Consider the following 21,171-nt stretch of genomic DNA (forward strand, 5'->3'; position numbering starts at 1 on the left):
CATTGTTCCTTTTAGGAGCAATGGTTTTTGTATCGTATCTCTCTAGTCTAACTAAAGATAATGTCACACAAAATTAACATTTGAATACTATTCATTTTTCCTTACGAATCAAGGAAACCACCGCCTCGGTCCTTGCTGTGTGGGGGAACATATCCACCGACTGGATATAGCGGACTTGATAGACCTTGGACAGCTCCACCAAATCTCTGGCTAGGGTGGAGACGTTGCAGGACACATAGACCATTTTTTCTGGGGCGTAGGTCAATATGGTTTTGAGGAGTTTGTCATCCAGCCCTGTACGCGGTGGATCGACGATGAGAGCATCTGCACGGTAGCCCTCTTGGTACCATTTGGGGATGATGTCTTCAGCCTTGCCTGCTTCATAATAGGTGTTATCAAAGCCCATGGCACGGGCATTAGCCTTAGCATCTGAGATGGCTTCAGGGATAATGTCCATCCCTCTGACAGAGGCGACCTTGTCCGCAAAGGCAAAGCCGATAGTCCCCACCCCACAGTAGGCATCAATCAGATGGTCACTAGGTTTGACATCTAGGGACTTAACCGCTTCGCGGTAGAGTTTTTCAGTTTGTTCTGGATTGAGCTGGTAAAAAGCACGGGGGGAAAGGGCGAAACTATAATCCAGCACCCCCTCTTTGATACGCTCTTGTCCCCAGAGGATTTCCGTCACTTGCCCGTAAATCTCGCTAGAACGGCTCCGGTTAATATTTAGAGCCACGGTCTTAACCTCTGGAAAGTCCTTGACCAAATCCTGAATGACCTTGGTCAACACCAACTCACGGCTACTGATAAAAATCAGCTGCACCTCACCCGTTTCACGGGCCCGTCTGACCATGAGGGTCCTGATGCCATCTCGCTTGCGTTCTTGATAGATAGGGACTTGATACTGGCTGAGTAGCGCTACGATGCGGTTGACCACTTTTTGTGTCACCTCATCTTGCACCAAACAGTCCTTGATGTTAATCAAACGATGAGAATTTTCCGCATAGAGCCCTGCTATGATTTTCTTGCCGAACTGTCTGACCTGAAACTGCAACTTAGCCCGATAATGAAAGGGATCGTCCATGCCTAGGGTCGGTCTGACCTCATAGTCCTCATAACCTTTGGGCTTAAATTTTTTCAGCGCTTGGCGGATGACATCATCCTTAAAATCCAACTGCTTGTCATAGCGCAAGTGCATAATCTGACAGCCTCCACATTCGCTATAAATGGGACAGGCAGGTGTCACCCGAAATTTGGAGCGTTTTTTGATGTCTAGTAACCTAGCTTCTGCGAAATTGCGCTTAATGGCAGTTACCTGACACAAAACATCCTCGCCTTTTAGCGCCCCTGGTACAAAAACAAGGGTCTTTTGATAAAAACCAATTCCCTCCCCGTTAATGCCCATGCGCTTGATTTTTAATGGAATTTTTTGCTTAACTGCTAGTGCCATACGGCCTCCCTCATGATTTTGTCGTCTTTGTCTTATACTTTTTAGACGATACTACTCTCATTGTACCATTTTTGTTATAATAGTCCTATGAAAATTACTCAAATCGAAAAGAAAAAACGCCGCTATCTGGTCCGCTTTGATACCGATGAAAAACTCTACCTCTGCGAAGATACCTTGGTCAAGTTTCGCTTGGTAACTGGTCGAGATATAGAAGAGAACTTGCTACTTGAAATCAAGGATTTTGACCAGATTGCTTATGGCAAGCAACTGGCCCTCTACTACCTGTCTTTTCAGTTGCGCACACAAAAAGAAATCGCCCTCTACCTCAAAAAACATGAGATTGAAAACGACTATCTCCCTCGCATCATTGACCATCTCAAGGAACAAGGCTTTGTTGATGATGAAGCCTACGCCAAAAGAGCCATTGACATCTACGCTAGAAAGGGCAAGGGACCTTATTGGCTACTCCAAAAGCTAGGTCAAAAAGGTATAGACAAGGCTGTGGTTCAAGACCTTTTGGACCAAGCAGATTTCAGCGAAGGGCTTGAAAAATCTGCCAAACAACTGCTCAAACGCTATGAAAATCGCCTTCCCCAAAAGGCCCTCAAACAAAAAATCATCCAGTCCCTTATGAATCGCGGCTATGCTTTTCAAGAAGCCAGCTTTGCCTATGAAGATCTCGAAATCGAGAAGGACGATGATTTTGAACAAGAGCTCCTAGAAAGCGAAATCGATAAGCAATACCGAAAATACGCTAGGCGCTACGATGGCTATGAGCTCAAAAACCGCCTCTTTCAAGCCCTCATGCGCAAAGGATTTGCCTCTTCTGACATCAACCGACAGCTAAAGGATTATTTTTAAACGGTCAACTTCAGACTTTTTTGTAAAAATATGGTAAAATAGGCAGGAGAACGTCTTTAGAAAGTGAAATATGATGAAATTACCTAAAGAAGGCGACTATATTACCATCCAAAGTTACAAACATGACGGAACCTTGCACCGTGCTTGGCGAGACACCATGGTTCTAAAAACAACCGAAAACGCTCTGATTGGGGTCAATGACCACACCTTGGTCACTGAAAATGACGGCAGACGCTGGGTCACGAGAGAACCTGCTATCGTTTATTTTCATAAAAAATACTGGTTCAACATCATCGCCATGATCCGCGATGAAGGGGTGTCCTACTACTGCAACCTTGCAAGCCCTTATGTTTTGGATGCTGAAGCCTTAAAATACATTGATTATGACTTGGATGTCAAGGTCTTTCCCAATGGGGAAAAACGTCTCCTTGACACCGATGAGTACGAACTCCACCGCAAACACATGCACTACTCCCCAGATATTGACTACATCTTAAAAGAAAATGTCAAAATCCTCGTGGACTGGATCAACAAAGAGCGTGGCCCTTTTTCAGATGCTTATGTCAAGATTTGGTACAAGCGCTATTTAGAGTTAAAGAAAAAATAAAACGACTTTCCTCTCATCGGTCAAACACCGATAGAAGAAGGTCGTTTTTCTCATTTCTTAACCAATTTTCTCTTTTGCCACCATAACAAAAAGACTAGACCACCCTCAAATATGACAAAAAAGAGGACAAAACAATGGAGAAAATACCCCTCAGGCAGCGCTGTGATGACAGGATCAAGCGCTGGATCGAAGAGCCAAGTCGTATCCCCCGCAAAAAAGACCTGATGAAACCAAATAAAGAAGGTATCAAAGCCCACAAGAGCTGACAAGCCCAAGAACACAAAAGGCAGAACCGCTAGCCTCGAAAACCAATGAGCATAAAAGAGAGGCGCTTCTTTTCGTTTTTGCCAAATCTTAACCGCGGGAAAAGCCCCCAAGATAGTAAGACCTTCTGCCAGTAAAAAGAGATGCTTGACATCCTCAAAATGCTTGAGTCCATTTACCGAAGAAGGGAAATCTGCCATCTGCAAATGCGCCACAAAAGGATTGGTCAAATACGCCATCAACTGCCTAAAATTCGCCTGTAAAGTTGCTGTAGAAAGCCCTGTTTGACGGACCAAATCAAAGTTTTTTACCTCAAATGGGTAAATGATAGTAGCTAAAATAAGGGTCAGAACCACCGAGATTGCCAGCCACCAGAGCGATAAAAACAAGAGTTGTCCCTTAATTTTCATCCAAAGACCACTCCGCAAGACTCGCCACCACATGGGTCGGAGCAACAGGCAAATGAGGGACTTCTTCTGGACTGGTAAAACCAGTCGTCACCAGTAATGATGCAAGACCATTATCAAGACCCGCCTTGATATCCGTCAGATAGTTGTCCCCAACCATTAGGGTTTCTTCTTTTTTTGTGCCAAGATGCGCCAAGGCTTTTTCCATGATAATAGCTTGCGGTTTGCCAATAATAGTTGGTATCACACGTGTCGCAGATTCTAGGAGGGCAATCAAGGAACCCGCACCAGGAAGCAAGCCGCGCTCCGTTGGAATATTGAGGTCAGGATTGGTACCAATAAAGACAGCCCCCTTTTGAATGGCTAGCGTCGCTAGGGCGAATTTGTCATAGGTCACCTGCCAGTCCAAGCCCACCACGACATAAGCAGGATTCTCCTCATCTAGGATATAACCTGCCTCACGCACCGCACTCTCTAGCCCCACATCACCAATGACATAGGCGGTCTTATCTAATCCGAGGTCATTCATATAATCAATCGTGGCAAGGGTTGCCGTATAGATGGTGTCAAGAGGCGTTTCAATGGCAAATTTCTGCGCCAGCATGTCCTGCACCATCTGAGGGGTTCTAGTAGTATTATTGGTCACAAAGAGATAAGGGATGCCACGTTCTTGCAAGCCATAGACAAAATCTCGCCCTGCTTCAATCACATGATTGCCCTTATAAATCGTACCGTCCAAATCAATCAAATAACCCTTGTAACTCATCTTCTCTCCATTCTATTTTTGCTTGTGTGTGTAATCCCTTGCTTGAGCGGATTTCATGGAAGGTGGTCAGACCTTCTTGTTTGACCAAGTGTTCGGCCTTGTCCTTAGCTCTTAACTCCTTATGGTAATAGAGGAGCAAACGCTTGGGACTATGGCGCTCCAAAAAGGCCATGTCCAAATGCCGATAGAAAAAATCCACATACTTGTGATTGGTCACATGGTTGTTCAGATCCAAATCAAAATAATCAATGACTAGCGGATAGGCTGTTGCTCCCTCCAGTGTCGGCAACCTTTCTCCGCGTTTCATACGCTTGATCGCCTCGGACTGATAAGGAGCGATTAACGCCTCTGGAACTGGGCTAATCTTTCTGGTTTCAAAGTTAATCAACGCAAAAGTCGCCTCCATAAAGACCAAGACCTCGCCTTTTTCATCCAAGAGCTCAATGGTCCGGTAACAGAGGTATTTGTTATAGGCATAGGCTACCGTCTTGATGGTGATGGCTTCATCATAGACCGGAAAACGGTGGATAGTGACATCATAGGCTGTCACCACCCAAACCAAGCCATAGGTCTCAAAGACAAACTGATCGCTACGCCCCAAACTTTTCGAGTGCAGACTCGATACCTGCAAGGCCAAAGACAACATACTGGGTAGGGTCATCTGATGTTTATTATCTGCCTGAAAAAAAGGCACCTGATAAGGCATTTCAAATACACTTGCCATAGATTTACTCCAAAATAAATTTTTCTGCAACGGTGTCCCCTAAAAAGAGGCCCTTTTGGGTCATCCGAATGAAGTCTTTGTCCTTGGACAAAAGACCATCTTCTCTTAGCTCTTTGACCACTTGACCATAGCGCTCTTCAAAGGAAACCCCGAATTTTTCTTCAAATCGCTGAATGGATACGCCTGATTTCTTGCGCAAACCAAGGAAAAATTCTTCCTCCATCTGCTCCTCTTTGGTCAAATATTCCTCAGACAAGCGAGCGTGGCGGTCTTCCTTGATGGCTTTCAAATAGTGCTGGATGGGCCCACGATTGCGGTAACGCATGCCGTGAATATAGCCAGAAGCCCCAGCCCCGCAGCCAAAATACTCGGCATTATCCCAGTACATGAGATTGTGCCTACTTTCAAATCCAGGCTTACTAAAATTGGAAATCTCATAGTGGTCAAAACCATTCGCCTTCATCTGGGTAATGATATACTCAAACATCTCCGCCTCCAAATCCTCGGTCGGTAGATTGAGTTTGCCCCTTCGCATCCGATTCATAAACACCGTGTGATGCTCAAGGATAAGACTATATAAACTCAAGTGGGGAATATCAAGAGCTAAAGCTTTGCTCACATTTTCCTCCACATCCGCCATAGTTTGTCCAGGCAGAGCATAGATGAGGTCAATAGAGATATTATCAAAGCCTGCGCCCTTGAGGCTATCAATGGTGCTATAAATCTGGGCTTCATTGTGGCTACGGCCGATCTGCTTGAGATGACGATCATTAAAGGTCTGCACGCCAAGAGAAACCCGATTGACCGCAGAATCTTTCAAAACTGCTACCTTATCTGGTGTCAAATCTCCAGGGTTTGCCTCAATGGTAAACTCCTTCATATGGGATAAATCCAATTCTTTGGTCAGCTCGCTAAGGAGATAAGCCAGCTGCTTTGCTGTAATGGCGGTCGGTGTCCCCCCTCCGATATAGAGGGTCTTGAGTTCATGGATATCATAAGCTCGAAATTCGCTCAATAGTGCATCAAGATAATCATCCACAGGCTGATTTTTAATAAAAACCTTCGCAAAATCACAATAGTAACAAATCTGGGTGCAAAAAGGAATATGCACATAAGCCGAGGTTGGTTTTTGTTTCATGTTCTTATTTTACCATAAGACTGAAGAGAGAGTGGGACAAAAATCGGTAATTTCAAAGAAATTCGATTTTGTCGTCCCACCTCCATAAGGTCTAGTAGGGGATAAAAGCTTGAAAAATCAAGCGCATTAGCCTCACTAGATGACTAGCGCCTTTAAAACAGCAGTTAGAAATAAATAGAAGCTGGGTACTTTTGCCCCAGCCTCTTCATCATTTGTCCCTTAGTCAAGACCAATTTCAGCCCTGACCACATCTGCGATAGTGTCCACATAATAATCGACTTCCTCATGGCTTGGGGCTTCTGCCATGACACGAAGGAGAGGCTCGGTACCACTTGGACGGACCAAGATACGCCCATTGCCTGCCATTTCTTCTTCCATTCGTGCGATAACAGCTGCGATAGCAGGAACGCTCATGGCCTTGTCTTTCATGCTATTTTCCACAGGAATATTGACCAATTTTTGTGGGTAGATGGTCACTTCATCCGCCAATTCAGAAAGAGCTTTGCCTGTTTCTTTCATGATTTTTGTCAGTTGAATGGCAGTAAGCTGACCATCTCCTGTGGTGTTGTAGTCCATGATGATGACATGCCCTGACTGCTCGCCACCCAGGTTATAGCCAGACTTTCTCATTTCCTCTACCACATAGCGATCCCCAACTGCGGTGACAGCCTTTTTGATGCCCTCAGCATCCAAGGCCTTGTGAAATCCTAGATTGGACATAACAGTTGTGACGATGGTATTTTTTTCTAGCTGACCTTTTTGTGCCAAGTATTTTCCGATGATGAACATGATCTTATCGCCATCAACAATCTCACCGCGCTCGTCAACTGCGATCAAGCGGTCACTATCCCCGTCAAAGGCAAGACCAAGGGCTGCACCTTCTGTTTTCACCAATTCTTGGAGGGCTTCTGGGTGAGTGGATCCGACCTTGTCATTGATGTTGAGGCCATTTGGCACATCACCAATCAAGCTAATCTCTGCTCCTAAATCAAGGAAAATATCTCTCGCAGAAGCCGCCGCTGCTCCATTGGCCGTATCCAAGGCCACTTTCATGCCTTCTAGCTCAATACCTGTTGAGACCAAGAATTTCTCATACTTGCGGATGCCTTCTGGATAAGGCACCAAGACACCAAGTCCTTCTGCGCTCGGGCGAGGCAGGTGGTCCTCATCAGCATCCAGAAGCGCCTCGATTTCAAGCTCGACATCGTCATTGAGCTTAAAGCCATCATTTCCAAAGAACTTGATACCATTGTCCTTAGCAGGATTATGGCTGGCTGAGATCATGACTCCAGCACTCGCCTGCTCGGTCCTCACCAAGTAAGCCACCCCAGGCGTGGCTAAAACGCCCAGCTGATAGACCTCAATCCCCACGGACAAGAGTCCTGCTACGAGAGCTGCTTCTAGCATCTCCCCTGAGATACGGGTATCACGCGCGACAAAGACACGCGGTCTTCCTGTTTCGTGTTGGCTAAGAACATAGCCTCCAAAACGGCCTAGCTTAAAGGCCAACTCTGGGGTCAACTCAACATTAGCTTCCCCACGAACACCATCTGTTCCAAAATATTTTCCCATAATGTTTTGATGTGCTTGCTTGCACTTCCTCCTTTAGTTTCCTTATTCTATTTTGTATTATTTTTTGATAACCGTGAGTTTGACTCCGACTTGCTCAGGGTCAACGCTCACCCCTTCTGGCAACTGACTAGAAACATCGACCAGTCTCGTGCCGTCTTTGGTAATGCCTGTGGTATCGAGCTTAACCGTTACTTCATTGATGTCAGAAAGTAACTCTCTACTGCCTTGCAATTTTACCTGCTCTTGATCCAGTTTATACAGGATGTTGGAGAGATTCTCATCGAGTTTTCCGACCAATTCGACCTTCAAGGGAACGGTCTTGGTGATGGGTCTGACCTTGGCTGAGAGTTTGACCTTGGCAGGTTCGATGATACTTGGTAAGACCTTACCATCTGCTGAAACAGCCTGCAAGGTTGCTTGTCCGTCGTAATCAGCAGAAAGGGTCTTGTCCTCTGGGAGCCTCGCTTCCACATGGTCGATTTGATCAATGGTCGCTTCGTCACTCGTGACCTTGACCTCTTTTTCCGATAGGGAAAGCGAGGTCAGCTCATAACCTGTTGCCAGCTTAACCTTAGCTTGGTCAGATTCTAGCTTAAAGGTCTTGCTCTTTTTTTGCCCAACGGTCACTGAAATGCTGGTGGGCGAGATGGTGGCCGTCAAATCAGATGGCAAATCCCTGATTTCCAGATTAACCCGTGTGGTGCCTTCTGAAACCCGTGTTAAATCTGCAACGAGCTTAAACTTTCTGGTATCAGGATTGATTTCAGAATCCAGCTTAACCCGATTGGTTGAGGTCAAATAAACTTCCGCATCGTAAGAATAGCCGCTGATAAAATACTTATCCGTATCATACTTGATGTCAATCGGCACATGCTCTAGCGTGTGGGAGTAAGTCTCGACTGTCGTTTTATCCACTTGGTTGGTTTTATTGCTATAATTGGCTGATGTCGCAGTCAAAAAGAGCAAGATGGCGAGACCTAAAGACACCAAAGCTAGACTGAGTTTGGTTAAAAATAAACGCCTAATCTTAGTCATGCGAACCTCCCTTGAATCGTGAAAGGAAAGATTTCTTCTCCTTTTGCTCAGAGATAAAGGTCATCCGAAGCAAAGCCTCAAAATTTTCCAAGGTTAAATCATGGTAAAATTCCCCTTGATAAGCCACCGAGATGCCGCCAGTCTCTTCTGATACAATGATGGTAAAGGCATCCGATTGCTCGGACAGACCAATCGCTGCCCGGTGTCTGGTCCCAAACTCCTTAGAGATATGACTCGACTCCGATAGGGGCAGATAAGCACTGGCAACCGCAATCTCACTCCCTTTGACGATGACCGCCCCGTCATGAAGAGGGGTATTGGGGATAAAGATGTTAATCAAAAGCTGGTTGGAAATATCCGCATGAAGCGGAATCCCTGTTGCCATATATTCCTGCAAGGTCTGGGCGCGCTCAACAGCGATCAGCGCCCCGATTTTTCGAGGGCTCATATACGCCACTGACTTGACAAAGGCATCAATCATGCGCTCCTCATCTGTCATGGACTGAGTCGGCATAAAAACATTGGGCGTACGCCCAAAACGCTCTAGTCCAGTCCGAATCTCAGGAGCAAAGATGATGACCCCTGCAATCACCCCGTAAGTGATGACCTGATTCATCAACCAAGTAATGGTGGTGAGGCCTAAAAATTCCGCCACAAAACGCACCAAAACAAACAAGATAACCCCTTGCACCAAAGACATAATCTTGGTGCCAGCCAAGGCTCTGATAAATCGATAAATCAGATAAGCTACCAGTGTAATATCAACGATATTGATAAATGTTGTCCATGGATTTGCCACCAAGCTCGACCAGAACTTGGGATCCACTGTCATCCAATAGGTCATAGACCAAACCTCTACTTCTTACAAACTACTCATACTCTTCATTATACCATTTTCTCGATAGTTTTTCTGTATCATAACTTAAATTTTATGATAAAATAGCACTATGACTATGAAAACTACCTTAGCAAAATTAGCAGGACGCACCAGCCACCTGCTTTTAAAACAACTGGGGCGTGGTTCGACCCTGCCTGGTAAGATTGCCCTTAAAATTGACCCTGATCTCTTAAAAAGTCTCTCCAAAGATTATGAAATCGTGGTCATCACAGGGACAAACGGCAAGACCCTCACCACAGCTCTAACCGTCGGTATCTTAAAAGAAGCCTTTGGAGAGGTCGTGACCAATCCGAGTGGGGCAAACATGATCACGGGGATCACATCCACCTTTTTGACCGCAAAGTCCGGAAAATCTGGTAAAAAGATTGCTGTCCTTGAGATCGATGAGGCAAGCTTGCCTAAGATTACCCGCTATCTCACGCCTAGCCTTTTTGTCTTTACCAATATCTTTAGAGATCAGATGGATCGCTACGGAGAGATTTATACCACTTACCAGTTTCTCTTAGACGGGGCAAAAAGTGCGCCACAAGCGACCATTCTTGCCAATGGCGATAGTCCACTCTTTCACCCATCAAGCATCCAAAACCCCGTCAAATATTACGGTTTTGATCTTGAAAAAGAAGCGCCTAAGCCTGCCCACTACAATACCGAAGGCATCCTTTGCCCCAACTGCCACCATATTCTCAAATATCGTGTCAATACCTATGCTAACTTGGGAGATTATATCTGTGAAAACTGTGGTTTTAGCCGTCCGACACTAGACTATCGCTTGACGGACTTGCTTGATGTGACCAATACGTCGTCAACGTTTCGCATTGATGGTGAGGATTACAAGATCAATATCGGTGGGCTTTACAACATCTACAATGCCCTAGCTAGTGTCGCTATCGCTGAATTTTTAGGGGTCGATCCTGCCATCATCAAAAAAGGGTTTGAAAAAAGTAAGGCGGTCTTTGGACGACAAGAAACCTTTAAAATAGGGGACAAAGACTGTACCCTTGTTTTGATTAAAAATCCTGTCGGTGCGACTCAAGCGCTTGAGATGATTAGACTTGCTCCTTATGATTTCAGTTTATCGGTCCTCCTCAACGCCAACTACGCTGACGGTATCGATACTAGCTGGATTTGGGACGCGCATTTTGAAAGCATTACCGATATGCCTATCACACAAATCTTTGCCGGAGGGGTCAGAAGTGCTGAAATTGCAAGACGCTTACGGGTCACCGGCTACGACAAAGACAAGATTGCAGTCGCCACGAGTCTGCTTGATTTGATCGAAAAGATTAAGCATCAAGATAGTAGCCACGCTTATATCTTAGCGACTTACACCGCCATGCTAGAGTTGCGCGAAATCCTAGCTAAGCAACATGTGATCCAAAAGGAGGTCTAAGATGACTTATATTTCCCTGCAATCCACTGTTCAAGAATCCCTTCCTTATAGCTTGCGCGTCGCCCATCTCTACGGCGATCTCCTCAATACCTATGGGGATAATGGTAATGTCTTGATGATCAAACACGTTGGTGAAAAATTAGGCGCTCACATGACCTTTGACATCGTATCGATTGGAGATGATTTCAACCCAGATGATTATGATATGGTTTTCTTTGGAGGGGGGCAGGATTTCGAGCAATCCATCGTCGCCAAGGATCTTCCCTCCAAGCGTGAGGCTATTAATACCTTTATCCAAAACGATAAGGTCATCCTAGGAATATGCGGTGGCTTTCAGCTCCTAGGACAATACTATATCCAGTCAAATGGAGAGCGCATCGAAGGCATCGGTGTCATGGGACATTATACCCTCAATCAAGACCACAACCGCTTCATCGGTGACATCAAAATCTACAACGAAGAATTTGACGAAACCTACTACGGCTTTGAGAATCACCAAGGCAGAACCTTCCTATCTGAGGACGAAAAACCCTTGGGACGCGTCGTCTATGGCTGTGGCAATAACAAGGAAGACGGCACCGAAGGCGTGCATTACAAGAATGTTTACGGTAGCTATTTCCATGGTCCCCTGCTCTCACGCAATCCTAACCTCGCCTACCGCTTAGTCACCACCGCCCTCAAAAATAAATACGGACAAGATATCAAGCTCCCACTTTATCAAGACATCCTCGCGGAAGAAACCGCAGAGGAAGTCGGAGATGTTAAGAGCAAGGCAGATTTTGAGGGATAGACACGTTGATGCATTCTAATCTGCTTTCTGTCAGGACACTGAAATAACAAAAGATTCAGCAAGGGCCTTGTTCCTCATTTCAAGAGGGTCAGGGTCCTTGTTTCGTTCTTAAAAGGTTCATGATGAAAAAGGCACAGTGTCAACTGTAGTAGGTAGATTATAATAATGTGCGGAGAAAAGGACAGCCGTAATTGTCACAAAACATCTTTTATTTACGGACCTTTAAATCCTATCAAACCTATATTACACATGATCTTGAATGACCCTATTCCAACTCCAAACTTGAAGCCACAAACAAACTCATCAAAGAGAGCAAACGGCAGATTTTTGAATGTAGAAACTTCAAAACTAAAATGCTCATCGTTTTAAACCTCAAAAAGGAGAAGGCCAAGCTGGTCTTCTCCTTTTTGATAAGCCACCCACTACAATTGGCAGTGAGTCAGTTTTATTACCCTACCATAAATCCAAAAGATTAGTTTGCTTTACGACGAAGTCCGTAAGCACCTGCAGCAACTGACATCACACCAATCACTGTTGCAAGACTAGTTGAAGCTTCACCCGTTTTTGGTAATTCTTTCTTTTCAGCAGCTGGTTTATTCGCTTCTTTTTTATCTTTAGAGATACCAAGAAGAGTAGCAAGAGCTGCTTCTTCATTTGAAAGAACAGCATAAACACCGTTACCACCTTGAACAACCAACTTACCGCTCACTGGATCAACTTCACCAGTAAATTCTGGGTTTGGTTGTTTTTCCATCTCGTCAGCCTTGTTTGTCATCAGTGCTTTAGCTTCTTCTGGAGTCAAGATGGTCTGATCGATAAGATTCGCATCCGAACCCATTTGATGTTCTGGAAGAAGGTCAGACAATGAGAGTGACGGCTTTTCAAAAATCAGGTCTTCACTTGGAACTTGTTTCACCCTCACCAAGCTTGATTGAAGCAAGATCGGATAAACATTCAAGTTGAACAACTGGCCTGATGAAGCCTTGCCGACAATCTCGCTACTCCAATCCTCATCCGCTACTTGATAAGCCAAAAAAGGCATCTACCTGACTCACAAAACGCAACTCATGACCATTAGCGAGGAGAAGATTAGGCGCGTCTTTAGCTAAAACCGATTCACTAAAGCTGATAAAGGCCAATAAAGAAAGCATTTTCTATGATTCTAGAATAACTGTTCCTACACCTTGTCAAATTCTACTTGTATAGTGGACAAAGGGCCAAAAAGCCATAAGATTTTACTAAAAACAAACTGGTTGCTCCTAAAAACATAAGGAATAATATTATCAAACCATACTTCAATCCTTTTATAAATCCCGATTGTTTTAAAAGGTCATGATTATTCCCTAAAATAATCAACGCAAGTATGCTTGAAGCAATAAAGTATCGTCCTTGTAAGCCATTAATTACAGGTGCTCCCACAGGATTCCAAATTTGATAAAGAGCTATAAAATTCAAAATGACATAACCACTCAAAGTAACCAACGAAATGAAACGCCCAAATAAAGAAATCTTTAATTTATTGGACTCAATGAGTACACTAGCGATAACAATAAAATAGTAACCTAAACTCCACCAGTAAGGAATATTACGATTCAATAATCCAAATTTTCCACTATAAGAATGTAATAAAAATTCAGTTTTGGTCATCACAGTTTGTTTGAAAACAGCAATAAAATCAATCAAATGATGCCTTATCCACAAGACTTGCTGACTAGGATAGGCAAAATCTTTATACATTATATCTTGATTTGGAAATAGTTTTCCCCACAACACATACCATGCTAATGCCGTTCCCAACACCACTACTCCATATCCAATTTTCTTCAAAAAAGGAAAAGATTTATTAGGTATGAGAAAATACAAGAGCGAGAATATAATTAAGGTTGGCTTCATTTGAACAAGAAGAATGAATAAAAAGAATGACGGAAGTAATTTTTTAAACGTTAAAGTTTCCTTCGCACTTAAATTTAATATCAGAGCGATAAAGAAAAAACTCGCCGCATTCGTAAACCCATCACCACTTGTAGAAGTAGCTAATTCAAGGGACATAGGATTTAGCCCTAAAAAGGCCATCCCCCATTTTCCATAAGGAGTCAGTCGAATTGCATAAAAGACAAGCAAAGCATACACTAAAAAGTTAACACACCTAGCCACAAAATAGATCGTTAAAAGATTCGTCGTAAAATGCTTGCTCAGATAAACACCCACAATTTGTGGAATATATTGGACAAAAGAGTAATTTAATTGTCCTCCTAAGCCATTAAAAACTCTTGTTTTAGTCGTAAAAGTCCCTGTCTTCAAACTCTTGTATTGAAAAGGATGAGTTTCATTAAAATCCACATCTAGTGCATTTTCATTCAACTTTTTTATTCCTTCTGGTAAGTCAAATCCATACTCTTCCCAAGTTTGATGTTGACCAATATCTTTGTAATAGGGAATAATTTTTCCTTCAGCAAATGCATAAGATTTTGAGAAATGCCCATGCTCATCTGGTGCTGTCATAGGAGGAAAAAGAAATAAAAACAACGTGCCAATAGTGAAAACAAGGGTTAAGAAAAAATATTCTGGTTTTAGCTGTCTATCTTTATTTCTCATAATAATCATAAACCTTTAACTCATACTGCATTCTATGCTGTCTCACGATAGTATCTAAAATCAAACCCGCTGTAAAGAATAAAGCAGCTAAAATCATAAGGCCTGTCGCTAAAACGGCTGACGGAAATTTATCAATCAACCCTGTCTTAGTAAATTCGCTAATAACTGGAATTCCCACCCCTAGACCAAGGATAAAGAAAGCCAAGCTTAAACAACTGAAAAATAAGAATGGCTTATAATCTTTAAAAAGATTGAAGATTGTTTTTAGAACTTTAAAGCCATCTGAAAAGGTATTAAGTTTCGACTCACTTCCTTCTGGACGATCTTGATAAGTAATCGGCACCTCAACCAAACGAAAACGTTTATCCAAAGCATGAATAGACAGCTCCGTTTCAATTTCAAATCCTGGAGATAAAACAGGAAACGTTTTGACGAAAAGACGGTTAAACCCTCGATAACCAGTCATAATATCGTTATAATTTCCCTTATATAAACGGTTAATGAGCGACTTAACGAGATTGTTTCCAAATTGGTGAAAGCCTCTCTTGTTTTCCTTGGCATAAGTCCCATTTGACAAACGATCACCAATGGTCATATCTGCCTTTCCTTGTCGTAAAGGAGCAAGTAACTTTTCCACTTCTGTTGCTGGATATGTATCATCCGCATCCACCATGATATAATAATCAGCATCAATTTCACGAAACATTGACCGAACAACATTCCCTTTTCCTTGACGAGATTCAAATCGGACAATAGCTCCCTCTTCTTGAGCTAAAATTGAAGTCTTATCTTTTGAATTATTATCATAGACGTAAATATCTGCATCGGGTAAGACTTGTTTAAAATCCTGTACCACTTTTTGAATCGTCAATTCTTCATTGTAGGCTGGAAGTAGAACAGCAATTTTTTCTTTCATTTTTTTCCTTTCTTATTAATACAATCACTAAACTCACTTTAGAATAAAAAAGTATTTGTCTTTTTTGAGATAATATTGCCCAATTGTAATATCATATTGAACCAATTTTAAATCTTGCTCAACTTGTTTTTTTCTTTTTCTGAGAGTTGATTTCTATTGAGTTCATCTGGTGAACCACCCCTACCTACGCATACGCTAAGAGGTAGGGGCTTCTTGGGTAGAGTGCAGACTTATTGATTAGCTGACTAACCAACAGAGGTTACACTAGTTTACCAAGCTATCCCCGTAGTTCCTACGGTTCATTTATTTATGATTAGGCTAGCCTCAATCCTTCGTTTAGGATATTGATACTCGCATTGATGTCCCTATCATGGCAAGAACCGCAATTCTCGCATACCCAGTTTCTAACATTGAGGGGTTTCTTACCCGAATGATACCCACACTCTGAACACAGTTGAGATGATGGATACCAACGGCTGATTTTTGATACTTGTTTCTCGTACCACTCCGCCTTGTATTCCAACATTCTCACAAATTCAGACCATGAGACATCACCTATAGCCTTAGATAACCTATGGTTAGCCATCAGGTTTTTACTCGATAAGTCCTCAACACAAATAATATCATATTTCTTGACCAGTTCTGTACTGAGCTTATTCAGAAAGTCCTTGCGCTTATTGGAAATTTTCTCATGTATTTTTGCAACCTTTATGCGCTGCTTTTGATAATTAGCACTCTCAGACAGTTTCCTACCCGCCTTCTTAGCCACCAAAGCACGACGAGATAAGATTTTCTGTTCCCTAGCTAATTTCTTAGATAAGGTTTTCAAAAACCGCTCATTACCAACCTTTTCACCTGTTGACAAAATAGCAAAATGTTCAATACCCAAATCAACCCCAACAGACAAACCCGTTTTTGAAAGAGGACAAACCTCGCTTTCACAAAGAATAGAAATATAATATTTCCCAGTCTCTGACATAGAAATCGTCGCACTCTTAATCGTACCACTCATTTGACGATGCTGTTCTAATTTCACCCAACCAATTTTAGGGAGCTTGACTTTCCCTTCAGAAACAGCTATTGTCCCGTTTTGGTTATTTGTGCGATAAGACTGACGGTGACGTTTTGACTTGAATTTAGGAAAGCCAAATCCAGAATTGAAGAATGATTTATAAGCTTTTTGCAAGTTGAGTTGAACATTGGCAAGTGCCAAACTGTCAACTTCTTTCAACCAAGGGAACTCTTTCTTATACTGAGCCGGTGTGTTTCTGAGCGTTTTCCCTGTCTCCTCATAATACTTGATTTTATCTGCAAGCATCATGTTCCAGATAGCACGAGATGAACCGAATGTTTTCGCAAACATAATGCGCTGATCAAGGTTGGGATATAGGCGAAATTTATAAGATTTCTGTCTAATGGTCATTTTTTCTGTCCTTGATTTTCAATATACTGCTTAATGACATCAATTGGAGCACCGCCACTTGATAGGAGGCAGAATGATTGTGACCAGAACATTTCTTTCCACAACCGTTGACGAATAACTGAAAACTCTTTTTTGAGTAGTCGACTACTCGCAGATTTGTAGGCATTGATGAATTTACTCATTTCTGTCTTAGGCTGCCCCTTGAAGAGAATATGAACATGGTCTTTATCGTGGTTCCACTCAACTAATTCGATTTTATAACGAGGGGCGATATACTCGAATATTTCTTTAGCACGTTCAGAAATTTCATCAGTGAACACTTGTCTACGATATTTCACTACTAGAATAAGGTGGTAGTGAAGAAGAAAGACTGAATGTGCATTTGTATCTAGTTTCATTGATATGATTATTCTTTCAGTTTAGTAACTGATTATAGAATAACACAACGAAAAAGACAAGTCAAGCTTGGTCTAATGTTTCTTCTTTGTCGGTCACGCGCAGGGCATACAGCCATGCACTAGACCGAAGCACTTACATCCCGCCACCTAAGAGGTGGGGGAATTACGTGCTATCGGTTAAATGCTTGCATCACTTTTTCAGCATAAGACTTTTCATAAAGATCATCCTGATGAGCTATCGTAGCGTAAGTTGTTGTCACAAAGGAAAACGCTCGATTCCAGTCTGGGCCAATCCCACCACCGCCTCCAGTTTTCATTACAATCTCATACTTTCGACACAAATTCCTCACATAATCATTGGGCTTTGAAATATAAAGTAAGATTTCTGACTGTTTGGTCTGCTCTTTTAATGAACGAATACAATTCTCTAAATACGGGCTTTCCCCGTAAGCTGAGATGATAAACGTGTGGTTTAATGTCATATCTAATCCTTACTTTTCGCTTTTTCCAAAGAATATTCTGATGTATCTATCTCTAAAGATACACGATTCGCTAATCTGATCCCTCTCCATTTTTCTAAATGAAAAAGAGGATTCATAACCAACCAATAAAGTTTTCGTTTCCAAGAATAATCCTTGTCTCTTAAAATTTTAGGAGTATCTTTCAAGCCACCTTTTATCGTTTGTTTCCAAACCGTCATCGAAGAAATTGGCGTTGTTACCCCACTATTTAGACGCACGTTATAGGTTTCATCGAAAATTCTTTTTTTATAATCACGAAGATACACATCATTCGAATGTTCAACAACTGCCTTTGATGTATAGGCCTTGATATAGCCAGCATCTAAAATATCCTTGCCATACTCATAGTCTTCTGAGTAGGCAACTGGACGATAGCCTATTTCATTCACCAAAAATTCTCGTGGCGCTGCTGAACATACATCACTATAAAAAGATTCTTTGGTATATTTTCCTTTAAACTCCTCGTTTTCTCTCGTCCAAAGTGTGATAGCATCTGCGACCCCTTGCTCGTTAAAGACAGCTTCAATATCATACTTCATGGCTGGAAAGCAAGATATTCTGGGTTTTTGCTTGCCAACAACTCCCACAATACTTGGACTTAGAGCAAAGGGCGCCACCATTTCTTGCAACCAATCTTTTCGATAAGGAACTGCATCTTGACTCAGATAAACCATGATTTCCCCTGATGCTCGTTCTGCTGCCATTTGCCGAGTACCTCCGTGAGAGTACTCACTCTTAGGAATTTCAAGCAAAGTGAGATTATTATATTGCTTAGAAAACTGTTGGATAATCTCAACAGAACGATCTTGGGAACCTGAATCCGTAATCAAAACGTTCCATAAAAAATCCGTTTTTTGCTGATAGAGCGCCGTCAATGTTTCTTCTAAATGGTCATTTTCTCCATTATAAACAGGAATAAAAACCGTAGCTTTGATAGAATTAGACATCTAACACCTCACGACAAATAATTGCTTCGACTTTTTGATAGCTTTCTTCCCATGAAGCAGTATGATAGCGATCTCCCATTTTATCTGCTAAAGAATTGAGATCTTTTCTTTCGACAACTTGACCTAGTTTTTCCGCCAAATCTGATGGATAAGCTTCAGCGTAAACAATATCAGGACAATCTCCCAAAACAAGCGTGTTATTCTCCCCTGTATTCATCACAGGGACGCAACCAGCAACCAGCAATTCCAAAGGAAGAAGTGAGACGTTTGTCAAAGAAAGTACCAAACAAGCAATGCTTTCATGATAAAGTTCAGCTAACTCTTGTTTGGTTAAAATCCCTCTATCGATAAACTCAAATGGAATCGCATAAGCAGCCATAGATTGACCAAAAAAGACAATCTCATAATCAGGATGTTTCTCTTTAAATAGCTTTAACGCCATCACACCAATTTCAAAACCACGTCTATCGGTATGGGCTCTAGCATAAAAACAGATTTGCTTCCTTTTATAATGCGGTTTTTTAGCACGATAAATATCAATATCTGCTCCAAAATCAAAATAATCCGCTTCCATTCCATACTCTTTGATGCGCTCTGGCAACCATTTCCCAGCTGTAATACCATAAAAACCAAATTTATAGGTCGCTTCTGCTAACTTATAGCGTGACCCGACCCCATAAAAAATGGGCTCAAAATCCTGTACAAAATAAAACTTATGTAGATTATCTCCCTTTAGGTTGAAAACTCCATAAGCTGTTTCCCAGCTTGTCGCAAAAACAACATCTTCCCCCTCGAACTCTGCCATTTCCTTAACAGGAACATCTAAGCCGTAAGATTTTTCAAAAATATCTTGAGCTTCCTTAGCAGATTGATTAATAGTGTTGTTTCGATAAAGGTAAAAAGTCAGTTGGTGCCCTTGAGCCTTTAGATGCTTCACAAACCTAGAAATAGTCGTGTGCCCACCACCACCAGGACCAACAGGAGGCGTTACCCAAGCAATGTTAAGTTTTTCTTTTTTCAGTTTAGCTGGTTTTTGATACGGATGATTGATATAATCTGCCTGAATCACATCGTCAAACTGAGGCATAAGAGGGATATGATTCATGTCAATCCTAGATTGAACTTCTTTAGAATTATGGACTAGACGATTTCTGAGTTTTCGAACTAGCGCTCGTCCGCCTTCCGTTTTGTACACTCGCACAATTTTATTAAACACTTTTCTCACTCTTTCTAAATTTTTCTAGTATTTTTTGCCATTTTTGAAAATATTGATAAAAGCGAGAAGTCTTTATTTCATTTAGTTCTATTGCTAAACTTTTATTATCTCTTTCATAATCAGAGACGGCTTCTCTACATTCATTAACCGCTTTCCATAAATTAGAAACATCATTTTCTAAACGTACCAGTGATTTCTCTATCAAAATATTCATAGCTTCAACATAGTTAACATATTCTTTGCTCAGAAAAATATGCTTAGGAACTTCTTTTTCCAAAATTTCAAATAAAGATTCTAATACTTTCTCCAATGAAAATCGTTCCCTAAATTCTTCTTGACGAGATGTTTGGAATATCAAGGCACTTTGAAAACCAGAAATAATATTGTCTGCAAGCTCTTTGGAAGTTCTCTTCTCTTTTTCAAAACCTCTTCCTGAAAAATTATGATAAGAAGCCAATTCATAATTCTCCTCATTTAAATATCCTGGACCTGCAAAATGATCATAAACATAAATAGGAACTCCCATAGCAAGGCAATATTGAATATTTTTTCCTATCCCTACAACACAATCATAACTACTCAATAATTCTGGTGAAATCAGTTCATAAGTATTTGACCATACACCGTAATAATCAACACTTATTCCCTGAGCTTCAAGATAGTTTTTTAATTCTTTAACTTCTTGGGGAGGATGGTTTGAAATGACTGCTATTTTTTTCAATTCAGCTATATTTCTCTGATTGGTTTCCTGAAAATACTCTGGAGGAACTGGATTAGGATAAAAAATCAGTTGTGGGATTTCTCTAAAAAACCTGAACAGATTTTTATCAATAATTTCTTGGGATATAGCCAATGTTGCCGAGGAAATCTTTTCCTCCAACTGGTAGATATAAGGTTGTTCCAAAACATACTCTTTTAAAGCTGCCATATGTAAAAAAATAAACTGAGGGAGAGACTCGTTTTCATTGGATAAAGATTTAACCAAAGAAGTCGGTACAATATCTTGTGACACAAAAACATAATGATATGATGACAGTTTCACATCATTTAAGTTCGTCGTAACATCTATCTTTCTTTCTTGTATTACCGTTTTCATTGGTTCTTTCAATAGATAGGTAAAAATAGTCACATCTGCCCCTCTATCCTTCAAAAAAGTAGCCAATTCTAATATATTGATTTCAGCTCCCCCAAAGCCTCTCATCCAAATATGGGTAAGGAGTATTTTTTTCTTCTGTAAGTTTAATCTTGTCATT

At 41.7% G+C, this 21,171-nt stretch carries 21 protein-coding genes and 2 pseudogenes; 5 read left to right on the top strand and 18 right to left on the bottom strand.

From position 1 onward, the window contains the following. Positions 1 to 91: 91 nt before the first annotated feature. Positions 92 to 1,450, bottom strand: coding sequence for a 23S rRNA (uracil(1939)-C(5))-methyltransferase RlmD (rlmD, locus tag ACZ49W_RS05305; protein WP_464814287.1), 1,359 nt, complete (start codon positions 1,448 to 1,450; stop codon positions 92 to 94). A gap of 87 nt (positions 1,451 to 1,537) precedes the next feature. Here rlmD and recX point away from each other — a divergent pair, with 87 nt between their 5' ends. Together recX and ntdP are read left to right on the top strand one after the other, a co-directional pair. Further along, positions 1,538 to 2,311: a recombination regulator RecX gene (gene recX / locus ACZ49W_RS05310; RefSeq protein WP_464814288.1), complete on the top strand. Its 774-nt coding sequence runs from the start codon at positions 1,538 to 1,540 to the stop codon at positions 2,309 to 2,311. Positions 2,312 to 2,384: 73 nt separating this feature from the next. Beyond that, positions 2,385 to 2,918 (top strand): nucleoside tri-diphosphate phosphatase, encoded by a 534-nt coding sequence (ntdP, locus tag ACZ49W_RS05315; protein ID WP_464814963.1) that lies wholly within the window; start codon positions 2,385 to 2,387, stop codon positions 2,916 to 2,918. A 50-nt stretch (positions 2,919 to 2,968) separates the two neighbouring features. Here ntdP and ACZ49W_RS05320 read toward each other — a convergent pair whose 3' ends face one another. From ACZ49W_RS05320 to cdaA, 7 genes are all read right to left on the bottom strand, one after another. Next, positions 2,969 to 3,592 (bottom strand): TIGR01906 family membrane protein, encoded by a 624-nt coding sequence (locus tag ACZ49W_RS05320; protein ID WP_464814289.1) that lies wholly within the window; start codon positions 3,590 to 3,592, stop codon positions 2,969 to 2,971. Further along, on the bottom strand, positions 3,582 to 4,355 hold the full coding sequence (locus tag ACZ49W_RS05325) for a TIGR01457 family HAD-type hydrolase (RefSeq protein WP_464814290.1): 774 nt from the start codon (positions 4,353 to 4,355) through the stop codon (positions 3,582 to 3,584). Before ACZ49W_RS05325 ends, ACZ49W_RS05320 begins: the two co-directional genes overlap by 11 nt. Next, a complete protein-coding gene (locus tag ACZ49W_RS05330; protein ID WP_464814291.1) occupies positions 4,330 to 5,079 on the bottom strand; it encodes an acyl-ACP thioesterase domain-containing protein in 750 nt (249 codons plus the stop codon). The genes ACZ49W_RS05325 and ACZ49W_RS05330 overlap by 26 nt, the downstream gene beginning before the upstream one ends. Positions 5,080 to 5,083: 4 nt before the next feature. Then, positions 5,084 to 6,217, bottom strand: coding sequence for a radical SAM family heme chaperone HemW (hemW, locus tag ACZ49W_RS05335; RefSeq protein ID WP_464814292.1), 1,134 nt, complete (start codon positions 6,215 to 6,217; stop codon positions 5,084 to 5,086). A gap of 219 nt (positions 6,218 to 6,436) precedes the next feature. After that, positions 6,437 to 7,789, bottom strand: a complete 1,353-nt coding sequence (glmM, locus tag ACZ49W_RS05340; RefSeq protein ID WP_464814293.1) for a phosphoglucosamine mutase — start codon at positions 7,787 to 7,789, stop codon at positions 6,437 to 6,439. Between the two features lie 57 nt (positions 7,790 to 7,846). Next, positions 7,847 to 8,824: a CdaR family protein gene (locus ACZ49W_RS05345; protein ID WP_464814294.1), complete on the bottom strand. Its 978-nt coding sequence runs from the start codon at positions 8,822 to 8,824 to the stop codon at positions 7,847 to 7,849. Next, a complete protein-coding gene (cdaA, locus tag ACZ49W_RS05350; RefSeq protein ID WP_464814295.1) occupies positions 8,817 to 9,668 on the bottom strand; it encodes a diadenylate cyclase CdaA in 852 nt (283 codons plus the stop codon). The genes ACZ49W_RS05345 and cdaA overlap by 8 nt, the downstream gene beginning before the upstream one ends. 103 nt (positions 9,669 to 9,771) lie before the next feature. On the opposite strand from cdaA, the gene murT reads away from it, so the two are divergent. The 3 genes and pseudogenes from murT to ACZ49W_RS05365 all read left to right on the top strand — a co-directional run. Then, entirely contained in the window at positions 9,772 to 11,112 is a 1,341-nt protein-coding gene (gene murT / locus ACZ49W_RS05355; RefSeq protein WP_464814296.1) for a lipid II isoglutaminyl synthase subunit MurT, read from the top strand. Position 11,113: 1 nt separating this feature from the next. Then, positions 11,114 to 11,902, top strand: coding sequence for a lipid II isoglutaminyl synthase subunit GatD (gene gatD, locus ACZ49W_RS05360; RefSeq protein WP_464814297.1), 789 nt, complete (start codon positions 11,114 to 11,116; stop codon positions 11,900 to 11,902). A gap of 215 nt (positions 11,903 to 12,117) precedes the next feature. Next, positions 12,118 to 12,306: pseudogene (locus tag ACZ49W_RS05365) on the top strand (ISL3 family transposase); the annotation flags it as partial. A 68-nt stretch (positions 12,307 to 12,374) separates the two neighbouring features. On the opposite strand, the gene ACZ49W_RS05370 reads toward ACZ49W_RS05365, so the two are convergent. The 10 genes and pseudogenes from ACZ49W_RS05370 to ACZ49W_RS05415 all read right to left on the bottom strand — a co-directional run bounded on the left by ACZ49W_RS05370 (position 12,375) and on the right by ACZ49W_RS05415 (position 21,170). Next, a complete protein-coding gene (locus ACZ49W_RS05370; protein WP_464814298.1) occupies positions 12,375 to 12,935 on the bottom strand; it encodes an LPXTG cell wall anchor domain-containing protein in 561 nt (186 codons plus the stop codon). Then, the gene (locus tag ACZ49W_RS05375; RefSeq protein ID WP_464814299.1) at positions 12,913 to 13,053 is read right to left on the bottom strand and encodes a hypothetical protein; all 141 of its coding nucleotides are present in this window, start codon (positions 13,051 to 13,053) and stop codon (positions 12,913 to 12,915) included. Before ACZ49W_RS05375 ends, ACZ49W_RS05370 begins: the two co-directional genes overlap by 23 nt. Before the next feature lie 43 nt (positions 13,054 to 13,096). Further along, positions 13,097 to 14,506 carry a DUF2142 domain-containing protein gene (locus tag ACZ49W_RS05380; protein WP_464814300.1) on the bottom strand — a complete coding sequence of 470 codons (1,410 nt, stop codon included), beginning with the start codon at positions 14,504 to 14,506 and terminating at the stop codon, positions 13,097 to 13,099. Next, positions 14,487 to 15,413 carry a glycosyltransferase family 2 protein gene (locus ACZ49W_RS05385; protein ID WP_464814301.1) on the bottom strand — a complete coding sequence of 309 codons (927 nt, stop codon included), beginning with the start codon at positions 15,411 to 15,413 and terminating at the stop codon, positions 14,487 to 14,489. Before ACZ49W_RS05385 ends, ACZ49W_RS05380 begins: the two co-directional genes overlap by 20 nt. A 313-nt stretch (positions 15,414 to 15,726) precedes the next feature. Beyond that, positions 15,727 to 16,836 carry an IS200/IS605 family element RNA-guided endonuclease TnpB gene (gene tnpB / locus ACZ49W_RS05390; RefSeq protein ID WP_464814302.1) on the bottom strand — a complete coding sequence of 370 codons (1,110 nt, stop codon included), beginning with the start codon at positions 16,834 to 16,836 and terminating at the stop codon, positions 15,727 to 15,729. Further along, positions 16,833 to 17,234, bottom strand: coding sequence for an IS200/IS605 family transposase (gene tnpA, locus ACZ49W_RS05395; protein ID WP_464814303.1), 402 nt, complete (start codon positions 17,232 to 17,234; stop codon positions 16,833 to 16,835). Before tnpA ends, tnpB begins: the two co-directional genes overlap by 4 nt. 188 nt (positions 17,235 to 17,422) lie before the next feature. After that, a pseudogene (locus tag ACZ49W_RS05400) lies at positions 17,423 to 17,716 on the bottom strand (glycosyltransferase family A protein); the annotation flags it as partial. A gap of 2 nt (positions 17,717 to 17,718) precedes the next feature. Next, positions 17,719 to 18,702, bottom strand: coding sequence for a glycosyltransferase family A protein (locus tag ACZ49W_RS05405; protein ID WP_464814304.1), 984 nt, complete (start codon positions 18,700 to 18,702; stop codon positions 17,719 to 17,721). Further along, complete coding sequence (locus ACZ49W_RS05410; protein WP_464814305.1) at positions 18,695 to 19,918, bottom strand: rhamnosyltransferase WsaF family glycosyltransferase; 1,224 nt, start codon at positions 19,916 to 19,918, stop codon at positions 18,695 to 18,697. Before ACZ49W_RS05410 ends, ACZ49W_RS05405 begins: the two co-directional genes overlap by 8 nt. Next, positions 19,911 to 21,170, bottom strand: a complete 1,260-nt coding sequence (locus ACZ49W_RS05415) for a glycosyltransferase family protein (protein ID WP_464814306.1) — start codon at positions 21,168 to 21,170, stop codon at positions 19,911 to 19,913. Before ACZ49W_RS05415 ends, ACZ49W_RS05410 begins: the two co-directional genes overlap by 8 nt. Position 21,171: the final 1 nt, after the last annotated feature.

This window comes from Streptococcus sp. STR1/CE/0325 (assembly GCF_055386095.1).

Coding starts and splice junctions, on each gene's coding strand:
- rlmD (WP_464814287.1), bottom strand. CDS start 1,450: ATGGCACTAGCAGTTAAGCAAAAAATTCCATTAAAAATCAAGCGCATG.
- ACZ49W_RS05380 (WP_464814300.1), bottom strand. CDS start 14,506: ATGATTATTATGAGAAATAAAGATAGACAGCTAAAACCAGAATATTTT.
- ntdP (WP_464814963.1), top strand. CDS start 2,385: ATGAAATTACCTAAAGAAGGCGACTATATTACCATCCAAAGTTACAAA.
- glmM (WP_464814293.1), bottom strand. CDS start 7,789: ATGGGAAAATATTTTGGAACAGATGGTGTTCGTGGGGAAGCTAATGTT.
- ACZ49W_RS05415 (WP_464814306.1), bottom strand. CDS start 21,170: ATGACAAGATTAAACTTACAGAAGAAAAAAATACTCCTTACCCATATT.
- cdaA (WP_464814295.1), bottom strand. CDS start 9,668: ATGACCTATTGGATGACAGTGGATCCCAAGTTCTGGTCGAGCTTGGTG.
- ACZ49W_RS05330 (WP_464814291.1), bottom strand. CDS start 5,079: ATGGCAAGTGTATTTGAAATGCCTTATCAGGTGCCTTTTTTTCAGGCA.
- recX (WP_464814288.1), top strand. CDS start 1,538: ATGAAAATTACTCAAATCGAAAAGAAAAAACGCCGCTATCTGGTCCGC.
- ACZ49W_RS05325 (WP_464814290.1), bottom strand. CDS start 4,355: ATGAGTTACAAGGGTTATTTGATTGATTTGGACGGTACGATTTATAAG.
- tnpA (WP_464814303.1), bottom strand. CDS start 17,234: ATGAAACTAGATACAAATGCACATTCAGTCTTTCTTCTTCACTACCAC.
- murT (WP_464814296.1), top strand. CDS start 9,772: ATGACTATGAAAACTACCTTAGCAAAATTAGCAGGACGCACCAGCCAC.
- ACZ49W_RS05345 (WP_464814294.1), bottom strand. CDS start 8,824: ATGACTAAGATTAGGCGTTTATTTTTAACCAAACTCAGTCTAGCTTTG.
- ACZ49W_RS05405 (WP_464814304.1), bottom strand. CDS start 18,702: ATGTCTAATTCTATCAAAGCTACGGTTTTTATTCCTGTTTATAATGGA.
- ACZ49W_RS05375 (WP_464814299.1), bottom strand. CDS start 13,053: ATGCTTTCTTTATTGGCCTTTATCAGCTTTAGTGAATCGGTTTTAGCT.
- gatD (WP_464814297.1), top strand. CDS start 11,114: ATGACTTATATTTCCCTGCAATCCACTGTTCAAGAATCCCTTCCTTAT.
- tnpB (WP_464814302.1), bottom strand. CDS start 16,836: ATGACCATTAGACAGAAATCTTATAAATTTCGCCTATATCCCAACCTT.
- ACZ49W_RS05320 (WP_464814289.1), bottom strand. CDS start 3,592: ATGAAAATTAAGGGACAACTCTTGTTTTTATCGCTCTGGTGGCTGGCA.
- ACZ49W_RS05385 (WP_464814301.1), bottom strand. CDS start 15,413: ATGAAAGAAAAAATTGCTGTTCTACTTCCAGCCTACAATGAAGAATTG.
- hemW (WP_464814292.1), bottom strand. CDS start 6,217: ATGAAACAAAAACCAACCTCGGCTTATGTGCATATTCCTTTTTGCACC.